The following is an 18800-nucleotide window of genomic DNA, read 5'->3' on the forward strand; positions in this document are numbered from 1 at the left end:
TGTGTTTTTATTTTGACAAATGTAAATTATATTCTTAAAATTTACTATTAATTTTTACTTTTTTAATTTCCGAAATTATATCGTAATGTAAATCCAGAACGTATATTTGTTAACGGGAAAGCTGTTGATATAACCGCTTTAGAAAACTGATGATCGTAAAAGAAAATAGCGGTAAAATTCTTACTAAATGAATAATCTGCGGTTAACTTAAATGACCAAATGTTCTGTCCTCCACCTAATTGATTGTTATTATAATCTAAATACCTTACAATTGTCATATTTTTACGCAATGTGAAATCGGCTTTTAGATTAATATCACTCTTAATCATTCCTTGAGCGTTGTCTGCTAATTTTGAGTTAATTTGAACGCCTTTTATTCTGTATCCTAAACGAACGGTATAATCATTTCCTTGTACTTCGGTTAATAGGTTGTTATCAAAACTCATGTTTAAACTTCTGTCTTTTTTAACTTCAGCCATCACATTAAATGAATTTTTCAACTCAAAACTTACATTTATTAACGGATTAAATTGCTCTGTTAAATTGACATTTGAAGTAATTATTTCTGGAAATAAATTACCTTTTGTATCTGTAGGACTTGGATTTAGATTACTTCTAAATGCGTTTACACTATAACTTGAACGGTATCCATGTTGTATTGAGAATTTTTTGAAATTATCTTTAAACCAAGCCATCTTCATAAAACCTGTATATTTTAACGTCCAGTTTGGTAACGGAAAATTAGAAAATAATCCGGTTTGAACCTTAGCAGTTTGAACACCTGTGTAAGCAGATAAAAAGGCAGGTACTAAAACACGTTGACTATTTTTACTAAATCCGGTAGGATATCCATCTAATTCTCTTGGGAAGTTATTCGTTCCATAATAATCTTCAGCTAAACGAATTGCAATTGCGTATCTGTTTTTTCGGAATCTATCAAAAATTTCTGATTCATTTTCATCGCTTGTTTTGAAAGCAGTTTTAATCATTACTGTTGAAATACTAAAGTTTCCAGTACTAAATGGCGCTCTTGATTGGTAATTACCTCCAACAGCATCAAATTGTTCCGAATAATTTTCAGTAATATTTCTATCTGCATTGATATCAATTCCTAAATCAGGAATTAATTCAATTCTGGCTGTATAATCTAATTTTTTAGATTTAATCTGAGAAAAACTCTGGTTAAACTCAGGATAATTAGTTAAGTAGCCCATTTTTGCTGCTTCGTAGCGTATATCCGCTTGATCACCAAAAACAAATCCTAAAGTAGGCCTTGAACTTCCAAAAAACCCTAAACCAGGTAAATAACCTGGCAATAAAGTTCCACCAGATTCTGAATAATTTACTTGAATATTTTTCACCGATGTTAATAATCCAATTCCAAATTTTGCAAAGGCATTTCTTTCTTCCATTTGGGGTTGTTTTGGAGCCGAATTGGTAATTTTTTCACCTGGTTTTGGAGGCGCTTTTAAAGTGTTTTTAGTTTGTTTTTTCTGTTTTTTTGCTGTTAAACCAATATATTTATAAAACATATTCATATCTAATCCAGCATTTATTTTATGCGAATTTGCATTCTGAATGGTGTTTCCTAATTGATAAGTTGTTCCGTCTAAGGCCTGAAACGTTGAAAACGCATCTGAAGCACGTTGCCAACTATAATCACCGGTGTATACATATGACGTTTTAATAAAACTTAAAGCTGGAATTTTATTAATTGGTAAATCGTAATTAGCTGTTATTTGTTGGTTGTGCGTGTTAGCTGTCCCAAAATTCCAGTAATCGTTCCATATATCTAAATCGTTAATGGGGTTATTTTGTGTGTCAAAATAATTACGTACAATATTATTATTCGCAGCTGTATAATTTAATTTTAATGATTTTGTTATTGGAAAATTTACGCCATACTGATAATTAAAAAAATAATTTCTTCTATATAATGGATCTAAACCAATACCTTGAACATCAATTAATCTAAATTGTTGACGATTAAACTGTCTGGTAATATTTGAATTAAAGGTAATATTACTTGGCAAAAAGTTAAAATTAAAATCGCTTATAGCTTTATAATATCCATTTTTCTTAAAAAATTTATTTTTCTTAAAAGGTTCTATAGATTTTGCTTTAAATGAATATGCATAATCTAAAGAGGTTTTTTGTTGTTGATCTACCAAATTTTCTACTTGGAAATCATGATGTAACATTTCGTTGAATGAATATGAAAGTGTAATATTTTCTACATCATAAAAATGTTGTTTTTGTTTATCGCCTCTATCTTTTTTTACACCTATGAAGTTAATACTAGTTCGTTTTGTATAATCGATAGCTCGATTTTGTATTTCTGCTTTTTTATCTTGATTTGATTCAGCAGCTACAACTTCTTTTAACTCTAAATCTTGAAATAAAGGATCATATTTTGGTGTGATTATTTGTTCGCCAACAGCATAATTAAATGGCAAATTTAATTTCCATTTTTTTGGCAAAACTTGTCCTACATTAAAGTTTGATACGATGTCATATTGTTTAACATCTTCTCTACTTCTTTCGTTTGGCCCTTGTTCTAAAGCTCCAAAACCAATCGTGCTTATGCGACCGGTTGCAGAAAAAGTAGCAAAATCGGCAAAATTCGTATCTAAATTTGCTACCGCGGCATAACCACCTTTGTTATCCATTTCAGACATACGCAATTCGTTGAACCATACCTCTCCTCGTAAAGGACCTGTAGCTGAAGGATTTGGGTTTTTTACCCCAATCATTAACGTTCTTACTTGTCCGAAATTTGGATTTCCTTTAATACCAATATTCAATCTGCTTTTTGATGAACCTAAAACACTTTCATTTAAAAAAGCAATTCCGTTTGCATCAGGAACTATAGAACCATCTGCGGCCAGATTTAAGCTTTTTATTTTTGATAACAAAGCCAATGGCAATTCAATTTCGTTATCTGCTAACCAAATATCTTCTGCTGTTCTTGCACTCAAAGAACTAACTCTTAATGGCATTTCAATTTGATAGAAATTATCTGTAAAATCATTACCTAATCGAATAAATGCTACCAATTCGTCATCTTTTAAATCTGTTCCAGTAGCTAAATCTGCTTTTAAAGGCTCTGCATGTAAAAACATACGTAATTTTTTGTACTGACGCATATCTACATTTACATTTTTAAACACAGCTCTTGCGTCATTTTCTTCTAATCCTCCTAAACCAACATTTGCAGGGTCTTTTTTGTACACTCTTAAAGATAAAGATTGTTCATTTTGATTTATAACCGTATTGTTATTATACAATTGCTCTCTATCTACTCCAGGAGGCGCTACATAAGGAATAGGGCTTCTGTTAGCGTTTTCCTGAACATTTACTGCTACAACATCAAAACCTGTGTCGTCATTTGATACATCTGCATCTAAAGCATCTAATGTATACACAAATCGTCTCCATTCTCCTCTAACTAAATCTAAAGATCCCAAACGAAGCGTTACTTCATCGTTAAAACCAGATAAAAACATTCTCATAAATCGAATGGTTCTGAAGTCAGTAATTGGACCTTCAATATTTGCAGCAGTAGCTTCTAAAATTGGAATTTTATATTGCACCCATCGAACCGGAATGGCATTTCCGTTTGGCACAGCTGCAGTTGTAGTTAATACATCAGAAACATAATTTTGTCCTACAACAGGATTTGGAGCAACTTGAATATTAAATTTATAATACGCATTTATCGTATTCATAGTATTATCTCTATTCAAATCTTCCACATCCGGAATCGTTGAATTTCCTCTATTCGTATCAGTAACCGTAATAGGGGAGTTCCCTTCTAGCCCATTATAATTTTTATAACGATCTAAAATGGTTCCTGTAGTATTTAAATAATATTGATAATTATCTGCGGAAGCATCATCAAAAGAAGCAAAAGCTGGGTGTTTAATTTTTTCTTCAGCATCATTTAGTCCATTTAAACCTACATCCTGAACTCCTCTATTCGCTTCATTGGTGTCAAATGCATAAATTAATGATTGTGAAGCAGGTACTTTACCCCAGTTTGTAGAATACGTTGGCTGTGTACCCCCATTTTCTGGCAAACCATTTTCATATAATTTTCTTCCGTCTTTTAATATATCCTCACTAATTTCTCCTAAATTTAAGGTTAATGTTCCAGTATTTGAAGGATTTGTGACATCTGTTGTTGATCCAAAATAGGGATCCATCATCCAAAACTGCACATATTCTACATTAGATTGTTCAAAATTTGTAGTATTAATGGCACGCATAATTCCTCCCCAATTATTTTGAGCATCTGTAGCAGAAAATTGATTATTTGATGCAGCAATTGGATTATAATTGTAAGGCCCTCGTTCTCTTGGGTAATACGTTAGATCTAATGTGTTGATAACATTGGTTTGTCCTTGTGGAATATCCGTATTTGGAAATAATTCTTGACTAAAAATTCTTCTGGTTTTATTAGTAGAAATATCGTTATCATCAATTCCTGCAGGCTTGTTTACATAAAAAATTGGATCAATATTATACCAAGAAAGTTTAGCTCTTTTATATCCATATACTCGATCATCTTCATTTAATTCCCCACCAAAACCTATTGGGGTACTCGCTAACGACCAAGCTAAAGGCGATTTTAAATCAATATTAGATTGAGTACCTTCAAAATCATCAATGTACGAAGTTGGTTCGCCATTAAAATCTGCAGCTTTTGGAGCATTTGGAAATAAATAAGCAAACTCTCCTCTGAAAGACACATTAGAAGGCGCTTCTGTTTCAATGTTTGGTAATTTGTTCACTAATCTTGTTAAAAAAGGAACTTCTGTTGAAAAATTTGTATTAATACCCACTATAGTATTATTTACAGATTCTTGATTGTAATCGGCTTTTTGAGTAAAAGGTCTTTCTGTCATTTTAAGAAAGGTACCACCAATTAAAAACTTCTCATTAAATTTATGCTCTACATTTAATCCATAAAATCGTTTGGTTTGCTGACCGAAAACCGAATTATTTTCTAATGACACATTTATTGGTGTGTTAGAAGCCATCAAAGAAGGATCTAAAATTTGTACTCTACCTGCTTGATAATTTACGGTATAATCTACACCTTCTACTAAAACTCTACCGCCTGCAGTAACTACAACACTTCCTTGCGGTACATTAAAAGCGCCTAAAGAAATACCATCGCCTGCAGAAGACTTAAAACTTCCTTTTAATTTGAATTTGTTTTTAGAACTCTCTTGTAAAGCGGCTGCTTGTGTAGATTTATATAAGGTTCTGAAAACGTATTTTGCTTGATTAGAGTTGTATGAAAGTGGTGTGTCATAATCCTCTGTTAACGTAGTAACATCTAATTTATTAAATAAGTGTTTACCAAAAGGCTCAACCGTAGTGAAAATAATTCTTCCATATTGAGAGTCTACAGTAATCCCTGGGTAAAAATCAAAAAATCCATCACCATTTGGCTGCGGGTCATTCGTAAAGTTTAACTTATCTAAATTAAATACTTTTAATAAAGGTGTGTTGGCAACATTTGAAGGCAATGCGTCAATACCCGATTGAGTAATATAATTTAATGGTGAAGGATCTTGGTATAAAATATTAAATTTAAAATCTTGTTGTTGCAATTGATTTCCACCCGGAATTTGATAAATGTTTTTCATCATTAAATCCCAACTTGGCTCGCTTACGTTGATTAAACTTCCTTTTAACATTTTTAATAACAAGGCTTGAGTCGTTGGCACACCTGCTGGATCAACTGTTGTAGATTCTAACCCATCATTTGCAAATTCCCCGACTTGGTATACTTCTCCACCAATGGTATATTGATACGCTACCGCTAAAACCTCATCGTTTTGCAATTTTTGATTTAAGGAAATGTATCCTAATTGTGGATGAAACGAATATTCGGTAGTGGCTAATTTTCTGGCATTTTCTAATTTTGAGTAATCAATTCCTTCCGAAAAGGTACTTGTAGGATTAGACGCCAAATTAAACCCTTGAGAAGCTGTTGCGATTTCTCTAATTGCTGGCGTTAAAAAACTACCAGCTTGTCCAATATTTCCTGGATTGAACTTGTTGTTTTTATTGTCTGTTGGTGAATCAATTGGCTCATTAAAAAAAGTTGGATTTAGAGTTAAATCTGTACCTACAACTTCATTATCTGGAGTATTTGTTAATTGTGATTCTCCTAAATCTTGTAACGCAATAATGTTTCTTAAGTTATTATCCGTAGTGGTAACTCGGTTTTGTCTGTTGGTAATCCAAACTTCAATTCTAGTGATTTTTGCACGAGAATCAATTACTGGGTAATTTCTTAAAGCATTATCATAATTATTTCTGAAATATTGTGATAAGAAATAATGCTTATCTGAATCGTAATCTAAAGCAAAAAAGTCAAATTCTTGAATCGTTCCTCCACCTTGAGTGGTAATTGATTTTGATTGCGATTTTTGTTCTGAGAATACCCCTGTAAACGTTGTTTTTCCAAATTGAAATTGCGCTTTTACACCAAATAAACTTTGTGCCCCGCGTATTAAAGAATTTGAAATAGGAAAACTCACATTACCTACTTCAATTTTTTGTAATATATCGTCTTCAGTTGGCGCGTAATCTAATTTAATTAAATTTTGAAAAGCAAACGTGGATTGGGTATCATAATTAATATTAACATTTAATCTTGTTCCTACTTTTCCTTGTAAGCCCATAGAAATTCGTTGATTAAAATCAAAGGCAGTTGTTTTTCTATTTCTTGGCGAAAAAGAAGGATTGTCTTGTTTGGTGAATCGAATTCCTAAATCAACTTCTACAGAACCACTTGGTTTTACATCAATCGTATTACCCCCAAAAATGGCTTCAAAAAATTTATTATTTACATAAAATCGTGGTAATAAGTTTTTTCTTGCTTCTTCAGATCCTGCTCTTTTTCCATCTACTGCATTTTGTTTGTCTTGAAAATACTTTCTCATGGTTTCTTTTAAAACCAACTTTTCGTATTCTTCAGGAGTTAAAATTAAAGGGTAATTAATATTAAAACCATCTACAGAAGCCGTGTAAATGTATTTATTTGAAACAGGATCATATGTATAGCCATCAATAATGCTTTTAGGATTAGGCAACGAAATTTGACCCAAACTATAGCCTGTTTTTATTGAGTCTTGCTCTTTAACCGGCGTTGTCTGGGCGTAACTGTATATACTTATAAACATCATAAAAATTACAATGCTTATTCTAGAAACTTTATTTTTAAGTAATTTTTTCAAATTATAATACTTTTAATGCTTGTTTTATTAATTCTTCTACAGTAGCTGCTGGTGAATTAACAATGATTTTTTCTACTACTTTTTCGGCGTTTTTTCTAATATATCCCAAAACTTCTAATGCAGATAACGCTTCTTCTTTGTTTGTATTGTATGAAATTCCAGAAATTTCTTCAATTGCATAGATTTTTAATACTTTATCTTTTAAATCTAATATAACACGTTGTGCTGTTTTTAATCCAATTCCTTTGATAGATTGAACCGTTCCAACATCATTTGAAGCTATGGCTTGAATAATTTGTTCGGGATTAAGTGATGAAAGCATCGTTCTTGCTGTACTTGCTCCTATTCCTGAAACAGAAATTAATAATTTAAATAATTCTCGTTCTTTTTTATCAGCAAAGCCAAACAAAGAATGTGAATCTTCTTTCACTTGTAAATAGGTATACAATTTCACATTTTCGGAATCCGGAATTTGAGAATAGGTATGCAATGAAATATGAATTTCATACCCCACACCATGGCATTCAATAACCACTTCAGTTGGTGTTTTTTCTACTAATTTTCCTTGAATATGTGAAATCATAAATTTATTTTTTTGCTTTAACTTTTAATTTATTTTTCAATTTTTCTTGCGCATCAACAACAGCAACTGCTGCCATATTTACCATTTCTTCTACACTGGCGCCTAATTGAAAAATATGTACTGGTTTTTCTAATCCCATCATAATTGGACCAATAGAAACTACTTTATCTAATTCTTTTAGCATTTTGTAGGTAATATTTGCTGCATCTAAATTAGGGAAAATCAACGTATTTACTTTTTTGTTAGCCAATTTAGAAAACGGGAATTTACTTTTCAACATATCTGCATTTAATGCAAAATCGGTTTGAATTTCTCCATCAACAATTAAATCTGGATAGTTTTCATGTAAAATCTTGACTGCTTGTCTCACCTTAATTGCGCTTTCATGTGAAGAAGATCCGAAATTAGAAAACGAAATCATAGCAATTACTGGCTCGATACCAAATAATCGAACGGTTTTAGCTGTCATTATAGCAATTTTTGCTAATTCTTCTGCAGATGGATTTGGATTAATTGCGGTATCTGATAAGAATAGTGGACCACGTTTGGTGTTCATTATGTTAGTAGTAGCAATTCTTGACACACCTTGTTGTTTGTCAATTAGTTCCATTACTGGTTTCACCACATTTGGATAACTACGAGAATATCCCGTTACCATACAATCTGCATCACCCGCATTTACCATCATGGCAGCAAAATAATTTCGCTCACGCATCCATTTTTGAGCATCTAACAAAGAAGTTCCTCTACGTTGTCTAGTTTTCCAGAAGTATTGTGCGTATTTTTCTCTGGTTTTATTTTCGTCTTTAGATTTTGGATCGATGATTTTTAAATCCGCATCAAATCCAATTTCTTCTTTTAATTCTTGAATAATTTCTATGTTACCCAATAAGATTGGAATTCCAATTCCTTCTTCATGAACAATTTGTGCTGCTTTTAAGACATCTAACTGATCAGCTTCCGCAAAAACAATAGTCTTAGGTTCTGTTTTAGCTCTATTTGTAAGTAATTTTACAATTTTATTATCGCCACCTAAACGTTCTTGTAAATCGCTAGCATATTTTTCCCAATCTGTAATTTCAATATCTGCCACGCCACTTTCCATAGCTGCTTTTGCTACAGCTGGAGAAATGGTTGAAATCAATCTCGGATCAAATGGTTTTGGAATAATATAATCTTTTCCAAAAACTAATTTCTTTTCGCCATAAGCAATATTTACTTGTTCAGGAACTGGTGATTTTGCTAATTCTGCTAATGCTCTAACAGCAGCCATTTTCATAGCTTCGTTAATTTTTCTGGCTCTAACATCTAGAGCGCCTCTAAAAATATAAGGAAATCCTAATACATTATTTACTTGGTTTGGATAATCAGAACGACCCGTAGCCATTATGATGTCTTCACGAGTATTTATCGCTACATTATAATCAATTTCAGGAACTGGATTGGCCATAGCAAACACAATTGGATTGGCAGCCATAGACAATAACATTTCTGGTTTTAATATATTTCCTACAGATAAGCCTAAAAACATATCAGCACCTTTTATTATTTCCGATAAAGAAGCTGGTTTACAAGATTTTGAATAACGCTTTTGTAATTCGGAAACATCATCTCTGCAAGTGGTTAATAATCCATTTACATCAAACATGTAAAGATTTTCTGGTTTTACACCTAATAACACATATAAATTAGCACATGCCAATGCTGCTGAACCCGCTCCAGAAACTACTACTTTTATTTTAGAAATGTCTTTTTCTGCAATTTCAAGTGCATTTAAAAGTGCCGCAGAAGAAATTATGGCAGTTCCATGTTGGTCGTCATGCATTACTGGAATGTTTAATTCCTCTACCAATCTTCGTTCAATTTCAAACGATTCTGGTGCTTTTATATCTTCTAAATTAATTCCTCCAAAAGTAGGTGCAATGGCTTTTACGGTTTCAACAAATTTATCAATATCTGTAGCATCTACTTCAATATCAAAAACATCTATATCCGAAAATATTTTAAATAGTAAGGCCTTGCCTTCCATTACTGGCTTAGAAGCTTCCGGACCTATATCACCTAAACCCAAAACAGCTGTTCCATTGGTAATAACGGCTACTAAATTTCCTTTTGCCGTATATTTATAAACGTTATTTACATCTTTTGCAATTTCCAAACATGGCTCTGCAACACCTGGCGAATACGCCAAAGACAAATCACGTTGTGTAGCATATTTTTTTGTTGGTATAACCTGAATTTTTCCAGGGGTAGGTTTGGCGTGGTATAATAAGGCTTCTCTTCTTTTATTGTTATTTGTAGACATATATAATCATTTGCATCAACTTACAAAGATAAAATAAGCATTGAAATAACAATAACGATTATTTAAAAAGTTACAAATACTTTGGTTTTTTATTTAATGACCTAAAAAAAGCTGCACAAAATTGTACAGCTCTCAAAAAAATATATAAATGTAACTAACTTTATACTTCAATAATTTCCTTGATATTTATGTTTTCTGGTAAACGTCCTACATTTTGTAGTTTGATCCCTGCCAATTTTTGAGCCAGAGTTACACACTCTTCCAAGGATTTATTTTGAATTTGCGCATATAAAAAACCCGTCCAAAAGGCATCTCCAGCGCCAGTAGTGTCTTTTATTTCGTTTATTTGAAATGCAGGCTGAAAAAATATGCCTTGTTTTATATCCGAAACCACAACTCCATTTTTGCCTTTAGTTAAACAAATAGTAGAAGCGCCCATTTTATGAAAATAATCAAAAATAAATGCTTCGGATTTTTCTTCTGCAAATAATCTATAGCAATCGTCCTCGCTTAATTTTACCAATGGATCATTGATTAAATATTCTTTCAAAACCTGCTTAGCCTCTTCTCTATTTGGCCAAATTCGTTCTGAAAAGTTAATGTCTATACTTAATTTTAGGCCAAATTCTGCAGCTTTTTTTGCTCTGTTCAAAATAGTTTCACGTGCAGGATTTTTACTCAAAGCGAAACAAGTGGTATGAAAAATTTTAGCTTTTGAAATAATTTCATCCGATAATTGCGATTCAAAAATTTCGCAATCTGCTTGACGATATGGAATAAAATCTGGAGTTTCAGTAGATTTAGAAACAAAAATTACAGAGGTTGGCGTCGTTTCAGACTTTCTTACATGCTGAAAATTAACTTGGTTTGATTTTAATTTTCGAATTACATAATCACCCAAACCATCTTGCCCACAAGACGCTACTAAAACAGCATGCAAACCCAAACGAGAAGCATTTACAGCCACATTAGTAGGTGAACCTCCTAAAAATCGGTGATAATCTTTGGTTTTATTTATAGAAGCATCAACCTCATGTCCAATAAAATCAATTAAAACTTCTCCTATGCATATTATATCTATAGTTTTCAACTTAAAATATTATTTTAAAATTATTATGTAAGGTTTGGTGAATTAAAATGGTTGCCGCAGCACTCCAAGCACAAAAAGCAACTCCGTTAGGCGCTTGAGTATCTGTATTGAAATTTTCATAAAATGAAAAATCAAATATCGCATTGGCTTGGTTTATTTTTTCTAACAAATGGGCTGCATTATCGGTTTGATTTTGACTTAGCATTGCTAAACCTACAAATCCATTCACCATTGGCCAACTGCCACCATTATGAAATTCGTATGGAAAATTTCTGAATTCGTATTTGCAATTGTTTTTTAGCAAATTCCAGTGTTCATCTTTTTGAAAAACGGGAGGCCAAAAAGCAGGAACCAAACCTAATTTAGATTCTGAAGCTAAGCTTGACGCAAATTCTAAAATTTGATTTTGATTTTCTATTGTTCCAATTTTCAATAAAACTACCAAAGCATTTGCAAATGCATCAAATTGAGTTTTATACCCTGAAGGAGAAAATGAACAAGGCAAATATTTATTAAAAACGAGTTCGAGATATGCTTTTTCGTGATATTTTTCTTCTAAAGAATTTGGTAAAAAATTACTTTCAACTTGATTCGTAATGTCTTGAATTTTTTTTGAAAGAATTTCAGATTTAGCAAAGAGATTATAGGATTTCAAAGCCCAAATTCGCAATAGCTGATCGTACAAAACATAGCCATCTGTTATATATTCATCTGCCCAATTGCCCGAAAGTGGCACATATAACAAATGTTTATTATTATATTCCCAAGCATTTAATAATACTAATGCTTTTTCTATATGGGTTTTATATTTTAAAACAAATTCTGGTTCATTTTGACTAATTGCGTATTGACATACACCTATGATAAACCAAGTAACCGCATCTACTCTTCCAGCTAAGCCACCATAACTGACTTCATTTTTATCGTTAGAGATTAAAACATTAGACGGAATAGTTCCTATTTCGTGTTGATTATCTGCTAACGTTTCTAACGTGTTTTTGAAAGTAGCAATTAGTTTTTCATCAGCTGAAGCCAAAGCTGCTAAACCACAAATTACGCCATCCCTTGCCCAAACACGTTGATAATTAGATGTATTTTCAGCACTAGCTAAAAAACCATTTTTTGTACTAACTTTATGAAGTAGTGCTATCGCTTTATGAAAAGAAACATTATTCATTTACAGATTTTTTAGTAGAAATAAATAACGTAAATATTGCAGCACAAACTAATAAAATTCCTGCAAATGTTATAGCTTGTCTTGGATCGTTTTGTAAAAAATGCTTCATTATGTATCCGAAACTTATGGTTTGGATAAACATAGGAATCACAATCATCATATTAATAATTCCCATATATACGCCATATCGTTCTTTTGGAATATTGTTTACCACCATCAAATAAGGAATTCCCATCATACTAGCCCAACCTATTCCAAAACCTGTAATTGCTGGAAATAATAAAAACTTATTTTCAATATGCGGAAAAATTAAAAACCCAATTGCAGCAAGTACTAAACATCCGAAATGAACCAATTTAGGCGAATATTTTTTAGCAAAATAAACCAAACCAAAAGCACATAAAAATGTTACAATGTTATACCATCCATTTACTAAACCCGTCCAAGCTACAGCTTCTTCGTATAATTTAACGTTTTTTTGTGGCGTGGTATCCCAAACAGAAAGCGCAATACTTTTAGAAGAATTTTGCCAATAACAAAACAAAGCATACCATTGAAACAAATATACTAATGCCAATTGCCACATTACTTTTGGCATTTCTTTAATAGCTAAGAAAATATCTACAAACGGGGTAAAAACGCTAACTTTTTCGGATTGAATTTTTTGTAATTCTTCATCAGTTGGTGGGATTTCTTTTGTTGTATATGAGCTCCACCAAACTGAACCAATAGAGCATACAGCACCTAATATAAATGAAGCAAAAACCCATGTAGGCAATTTACCTGTGGTACCAATAAATAGCATTGGAAAAATAAATAACGATACGTTGGCTAATGTTTGTCCAAATCCTGTAAAAAAACTTTGTGCTTGAAAACCAATGGGTTGTTGAGACTCGTCTAATTTATCAGCCACAAAAGCACGGTAAGGTTCCATTGCCGTATTGTTTCCAGCATCTAAAATCCATAATAAACCTGCTGCCATCCATAATGAGCTACTAAATGGAAATAAAAATAATGCGATACTGCAAATAATTGCTCCTATAAAAAAGTAAGGTTTTCTTCTTCCGCCTAATTTTGGAATCCACGTTTTATCACTCAATGCTCCAATAATTGGTTGCACTAATAATCCCGTTAACGGACCTGCTAAATTAAGTAGTGGCAATTCATCTGGACTTGCGCCTAAAAAATCATAAATTGGATTTACAGCACTTTGTTGCAAGCCAAAACTATATTGAATGCCAAAAAACCCAACATTCATATTAATTATTTGCCAAAAACTTAATTTTACTTTAGCACTCATAGTTTATTTTATTTTTTGTAAAAATTCTTCAAATACTCCGTTATTCATATAAATAACTCCGTTTTTATCGACTACAGGAATGCCAAGATTTTGTGTGCTGATTTTTGCATTTCTTAGTTTTGTTAACATTTCTTTTAAAGCTTCTGGATTTTTATCAATATCAAAAAATTCAAAAGAAATCTTATTTTTAGTTAAAAATGCTTTCGTATCAATACAATGATGACATTCGTCACTGCCGTAAACAATGGTTTTAGGAGTAGTTTCTACTGATTTTTTTTCTTGTGCATTTGCAGTAAAAGTTCCGAAAATTATTAATAACAGAAAAATTATTTTTTTCATTATTATTATTTTTAAAATTTAAAACAATTCCCATATCAGAAAAAATCTGATACAGGAATTGAATAAACAAATATGAAACTTTTTTTTAGAATCTATAAGAAATAGTTAATGAACTTGTTCTTCCAGTAATAGATCTTGCTCTTACAATATTGTTTGTGTTTTCTGTAATACTTCCTTCTTCTACTTCTGTAATACCAATAGTATCAAAAACGTTATTTACGTTTACAGTTGCAGAAAGTCCTTTAGTTAATTCGAAACTTAAGAATGGATTTACGTATGCATAACCAGGCATCACTAATTTATTATCGTCTTGAGCGTATGATTTTGTTGTACCAATTACACTAAATCCAAAGTTATGTTGTTTGTTTGCTCCAAACTTGTAAGTAGGTACAACATTGTAAATAAAATCAGCTTGACGTCTTGGTTTGTTTCCGTTTAGTATTGGTGTAATTACATCATCAGCAATTTCAGCTTTTGTGTACGTTACACTTCCATTAACTGAGAAGTTTTTAACTCTATAGTTTCCTTCTAATTCTAAACCATAAGAATTATATTTTCTTTGAATTTGTCTGATTCCACCTCCTGAACCACCAAAATCCCAGTTTTGTTCAGATACATTTGCTAAGAAAGCAGTTGCGAAAATAGAAGCGTTTGTTCCTTTACGTTTGTAACCAAATTCCGCTTGGTTTACCATATCAGCACTTAAACCTGGAACTGCAGAACCATCATTTAAAATATTTGCACCAAATAATAAACGGTCAGCATTTGCTCTTCCTCCACGGCTATATCTACCAAATAAAGATTGAGAATCTGTTAGTAAATAATTAGCTCCAAATGAGTAAGAAACATAATTATAATCGTAGTTAATTGGTTTTCTTTTTGCATTATCTACGACAGAAACACTTTGTTCTGGACCTTGAATCGTACCATTATTATCTACGTCTAAATTTAAAGATTGTGTTGCACCCGCATAAGAACCACGTGCTTTACCAGAATCAAAACGAATACTTGCATCTACTGTTAATTTTTCGTTTGCTTTTAATGCACCCGCTACATAAGGAGCTGTAATGTCATAATTAGCATCGTAATTTCTTGTACAACAGTTACCCCAAGCAGGAACACCATATGCATATAATCCGTTTACAGAATTTGTACCTGCATTCAATAAAGCTGCGTTATCTCCTTTAACTTCCATTAAGTAAGAGTTCCATAACCAAGACATTGAAATATTTTGGAATGCTTTATAGTATCCTAATGTTAAATCGAAATTACCTAATTTTTTAGTTAATTTCATATCATTAGTAAAGTTGTTAAAATTATTAATTTCTGTATCAAAAGTATGAATTCTCATGGCTAATGCATTACTGCTATAATTTTGTCCGGCTTGAGGACCGTTAGCATATGTTAAGTTTGCCACACCAAAAGCGGTTGCTAAAGCACCAGCAGTTGTAACTTCCGCAGGGAAAGCAGAAACAAAACGACCTTTGTTATAGTTTTGTCTGAATTTACTATCTATTTTCCATTCGTTTCCTAAATCAAAAGAGATATCACCTCCAAAAGATGTTGCAATTGGACGCATTCCATCAGATAAGTTACTTCTTCTTCTTTCACCATCTGCACCAATTGTTAAGTTATCTTGAAAATAAGCACTGTGAGGTGTATCGTGTAATATATTAAAATTAGATAATGAACTCCAGTTTGGATTTGCATTAGTTCCTGATACATTTACTGGCATTGGTAAATATCCAATAGATTTATCATTTAAATATTTGAAATATAATTTTACATATCCTTTTTCAAAATCTTTAGTCATATTTGCTTTAAATTGGCCACCTAAATTTGCAGTATAGCCTGCATTTCTTGGTCCTTCACCTTGTCTGTAAAATCCACCTACATGAAAACGTAATGAAGAAGAAATTGGCGAACCATATTCAAAATCTGTACGATTATTTCCGTAATCTAAACCAACGGATTGCATTAAACTACCACCTTCTTTTTTACCATCTTTACTGATAAAGTTGATAATTCCTGCAGGTGAATTACTTGTTAAAGTTGAAGAAGAACCTCCTCTAATTGACTCCACTCTTTGAATCGTTTGGTCAGCTCTTACAAATATATCAGCATTTCCGAATGCTACGTCTCCAAATTGCATAACTGGCATACCGTCTTCATGAATTTGTAAGAATTTTGCACCTCCAGATGCTACAGGAATACCACGAACAGTAATGTTTGCGTTTCCTTCTCCACCAGTTGATTCTGATTTGATACCCGGAATGGAACGGAAAATCTCAGCAGTTGCTCTAGGAGCTGCTTGTTCAATTTGTGCTCCAGAAATAGAACTTACAGAAACACTCGATTGTAATTTTGTTGCAGATCTAACAACACCCGTAACTACAATTTCATCAATGTTTGAAGATTGTTCTACTAATTGAAAATTATAAGTGGTACTTCCACTTATTTCAATTTCTTTTCTCATATCTGAGTATCCAGACATGGTAACCTTAATTGTGGCCGTACCACTTTGTAAATCAGAAAGTACATAACTACCCTCTTCATTTGTAGTAGTTGTTTTACTTCCATTTGATACACTCGCACCATTAATTGGCAAGCCCTTAGTGTCAGTTACTTTTCCTGACAAAGAACCATTTTGAGCAAACGACTGATTAAATAGCAAAATAGCTATCAAAAAAATCGATTTTTTCAAAAAACTAGTAATTTTTTTCATTTTTAATAATTATTTGGTTAGTAATTTTAGTTATTAATAATTCGAAAGTAAAAATTACCAAATTATATTTTTATAAAATAAATATCGAAAACGTTTTCGAAATTACCGAAAACGTTTTCGATTTGAGAATTAGCAAGATATTATTTTTTTAGCATATTTGTATTATAAATATTATTTAAACGAAGTAACCTTTAAGTTTCTACAATTCAAAAAAATAATATTTATATTAATTTGTAGAAACCAGCACCTACAATTAAAGGTGAATTAAAACATGAAAGAAATTACACTAAAACAAATTGCTGAAACACTTGGTATTTCGGTTACAACTGTTTCTAAAGCACTCAAAGGCTATTCGGATGTAAATGAGAAAACCAGACAATCTGTTTTAGACCTAGCGGCTAGTTTAAACTATACTCCAAATAGTTTTGCTGTAAACTTAAGAACCAAAGAATCCAAAACAATTGGTCTTATTATTCCTGAATTGGTGCATCATTTTTTCTCAAATGTGATTAAAGGTATTATTGAAGAAGCAGAAAAAAATGGGTATTTGGTTATTATTCTTCAATCTAATGAATCGTTAGAATTAGAAAAGAAGCAAATTGAATTATTAATTAACAAACGTGTGGACGGCATTATTATATCTTTATCTAATGATGCGAATAACGAAATTTATTTACAACAAATTATTCAAAGAGAAATTCCGTTCGTGCAATTTGATAAAATTTCGAAATTACTTCCCAGTTCTAAAGTAATTATTAACGATCAGAAAGCGGCTTATCAGGCGGTGAAACATTTGATTGATAAAGGGTGTAAAAAAATTGCTCATATTAGAGGGCCAATAAATCCACAAAATGCGATTGATAGATTTTTAGGGTATAAAAAAGCGTTAGAAGATCACAATATTCCATACGATTCAAGTTTGGTTTATCCTTGTAAAAATGTAACATTTGAAGAAGGAAAACAATTTGCAGAAAAGATACTTAATGATCACAAAGACGTGGATGGTATTTTTGTAATTACTGATTTAGTTGCCGTGGGCGTTTTGGCACATTTTAATGAACATCAAATAAAAGTCCCTGAACAAATAAAAATAATTGGCTTTAGTAATTGGTTTATGTCCCAAGTGATTACCCCAAAATTAAGCACTGTGGATCAGCCTAGTTTTGAAATGGGCGAACAAGCATTTAAATTACTTTTAGAAGAAATGCAAGCTAGAAAAGATTTTTTACCATTTACGCCAAGAACCATTGAATTAGAAACGAGTGTTATAGAAAGAGAATCTTCTTTTTAGCAATATAAAGGCGAAGATTTGCAATTCATACTTACAAAAATAATAACCAAATAAAAAAACTATAATTTTTTGTCATTGTAATTTATGTTTCTCTTTTCACTTTGTGGGCAGGGATTGCAAATCTGCGGTATCGGGTTTTATAGTTTTCTCAACAATTAGATCTCCATTTTTCTTTAACTTTTTTATTTGAATTAAACTGAAAGATTCATTACAAATGTAATTTTTAATTGCTGTTCTTTTTTCTAAGTCAATAACAACTAACTTAATTATGCCTCTAAATTCAAAACCAATTGATGATTTTGAATTTTTCATGTCATAATATGAAATAATTAAGTACCTTTTTTTATAAACAGAAAAATATGTTAAGTACTCTTTTTCAGAATTGTAAATGACTTCATTATTAATCGTTATATTCTCTTCAGCATCAATTTTATAATGGATATTTTTAATTTTGAAAAAAATACATTTATTACAGCTTATGCTATCATTATTTTCATAAACAAAATCTGTTAATTTAGATAGTTGAGCGAAAGAAAAATTAAAAAAAATTAAAACCAAAATTAAATAAACTCTATTCATAACTTTTACTTTATTGTATAAAATGAAATGCCACCCGCTCAGCAAATTCTCTCAAATTTGAACTATGCTCTTAAATAATTCTGATAGCATGAGAAATAAATTACTAAACATGTTTGCTTAATATGGTTAATCTATTAACTATCTCCAAATACTAC

10 protein-coding genes are annotated in these 18800 nt (G+C 31.6%); 1 reads left to right on the forward strand and 9 read right to left on the reverse strand.

What is annotated here, in order from left to right; genetic code table 11:
- Positions 1-62: 62 nt before the first annotated feature.
- The 8 genes from sprA to ACIQZ1_RS07185 form a co-directional block, all read right to left on the reverse strand.
- Entirely contained in the window at positions 63-7205 is a 7143-nt protein-coding gene (gene sprA, locus ACIQZ1_RS07150) for a cell surface protein SprA (protein ID WP_396160304.1), read from the reverse strand.
- Positions 7206-7257: 52 nt separating this feature from the next.
- Positions 7258-7839: a Holliday junction branch migration protein RuvA gene (gene ruvA / locus ACIQZ1_RS07155; protein ID WP_396160295.1), complete on the reverse strand. Its 582-nt coding sequence runs from the start codon at positions 7837-7839 to the stop codon at positions 7258-7260.
- A 4-nt stretch (positions 7840-7843) separates the two neighbouring features.
- Positions 7844-10144 (reverse strand): NADP-dependent malic enzyme, encoded by a 2301-nt coding sequence (locus tag ACIQZ1_RS07160; RefSeq protein WP_396160296.1) that lies wholly within the window; start codon positions 10142-10144, stop codon positions 7844-7846.
- A gap of 160 nt (positions 10145-10304) precedes the next feature.
- Positions 10305-11234: a carbohydrate kinase family protein gene (locus tag ACIQZ1_RS07165; RefSeq protein ID WP_396160297.1), complete on the reverse strand. Its 930-nt coding sequence runs from the start codon at positions 11232-11234 to the stop codon at positions 10305-10307.
- Between the two features lies 1 nt (position 11235).
- Positions 11236-12411: a glycoside hydrolase 100 family protein gene (locus tag ACIQZ1_RS07170; protein ID WP_396160298.1), complete on the reverse strand. Its 1176-nt coding sequence runs from the start codon at positions 12409-12411 to the stop codon at positions 11236-11238.
- Positions 12404-13711 (reverse strand): MFS transporter, encoded by a 1308-nt coding sequence (locus ACIQZ1_RS07175; RefSeq protein WP_396160299.1) that lies wholly within the window; start codon positions 13709-13711, stop codon positions 12404-12406. The genes ACIQZ1_RS07170 and ACIQZ1_RS07175 overlap by 8 nt, the downstream gene beginning before the upstream one ends.
- A 3-nt stretch (positions 13712-13714) precedes the next feature.
- The gene (locus ACIQZ1_RS07180) at positions 13715-14050 is read right to left on the reverse strand and encodes a glutaredoxin family protein (RefSeq protein ID WP_396160300.1); all 336 of its coding nucleotides are present in this window, start codon (positions 14048-14050) and stop codon (positions 13715-13717) included.
- A gap of 85 nt (positions 14051-14135) precedes the next feature.
- Positions 14136-16775, reverse strand: a complete 2640-nt coding sequence (locus tag ACIQZ1_RS07185) for a TonB-dependent receptor (RefSeq protein ID WP_396160301.1) — start codon at positions 16773-16775, stop codon at positions 14136-14138.
- A 271-nt stretch (positions 16776-17046) separates the two neighbouring features.
- On the opposite strand from ACIQZ1_RS07185, the gene ACIQZ1_RS07190 reads away from it, so the two are divergent.
- Entirely contained in the window at positions 17047-18066 is a 1020-nt protein-coding gene (locus tag ACIQZ1_RS07190; RefSeq protein WP_396160302.1) for a LacI family DNA-binding transcriptional regulator, read from the forward strand.
- A 96-nt stretch (positions 18067-18162) separates the two neighbouring features.
- Here the strand turns inward: ACIQZ1_RS07190 and ACIQZ1_RS07195 are convergent, their stop codons facing one another.
- Positions 18163-18645, reverse strand: a complete 483-nt coding sequence (locus ACIQZ1_RS07195) for a hypothetical protein (protein WP_396160303.1) — start codon at positions 18643-18645, stop codon at positions 18163-18165.
- Between the last annotated feature and the right edge of the window lie 155 nt (positions 18646-18800).

Origin of the sequence: Flavobacterium sp. (assembly GCF_044341185.1) — a bacterium.
GTDB lineage: Bacteria > Bacteroidota > Bacteroidia > Flavobacteriales > Flavobacteriaceae > Flavobacterium.

Coding starts and splice junctions, on each gene's coding strand:
- ACIQZ1_RS07195 (WP_396160303.1), bottom strand. CDS start 18,645: ATGAATAGAGTTTATTTAATTTTGGTTTTAATTTTTTTTAATTTTTCT.
- ruvA (WP_396160295.1), bottom strand. CDS start 7,839: ATGATTTCACATATTCAAGGAAAATTAGTAGAAAAAACACCAACTGAA.
- ACIQZ1_RS07180 (WP_396160300.1), bottom strand. CDS start 14,050: ATGAAAAAAATAATTTTTCTGTTATTAATAATTTTCGGAACTTTTACT.
- ACIQZ1_RS07190 (WP_396160302.1), top strand. CDS start 17,047: ATGAAAGAAATTACACTAAAACAAATTGCTGAAACACTTGGTATTTCG.
- ACIQZ1_RS07170 (WP_396160298.1), bottom strand. CDS start 12,411: ATGAATAATGTTTCTTTTCATAAAGCGATAGCACTACTTCATAAAGTT.
- ACIQZ1_RS07175 (WP_396160299.1), bottom strand. CDS start 13,711: ATGAGTGCTAAAGTAAAATTAAGTTTTTGGCAAATAATTAATATGAAT.
- ACIQZ1_RS07160 (WP_396160296.1), bottom strand. CDS start 10,144: ATGTCTACAAATAACAATAAAAGAAGAGAAGCCTTATTATACCACGCC.
- sprA (WP_396160304.1), bottom strand. CDS start 7,205: ATGATGTTTATAAGTATATACAGTTACGCCCAGACAACGCCGGTTAAA.
- ACIQZ1_RS07185 (WP_396160301.1), bottom strand. CDS start 16,775: ATGAAAAAAATTACTAGTTTTTTGAAAAAATCGATTTTTTTGATAGCT.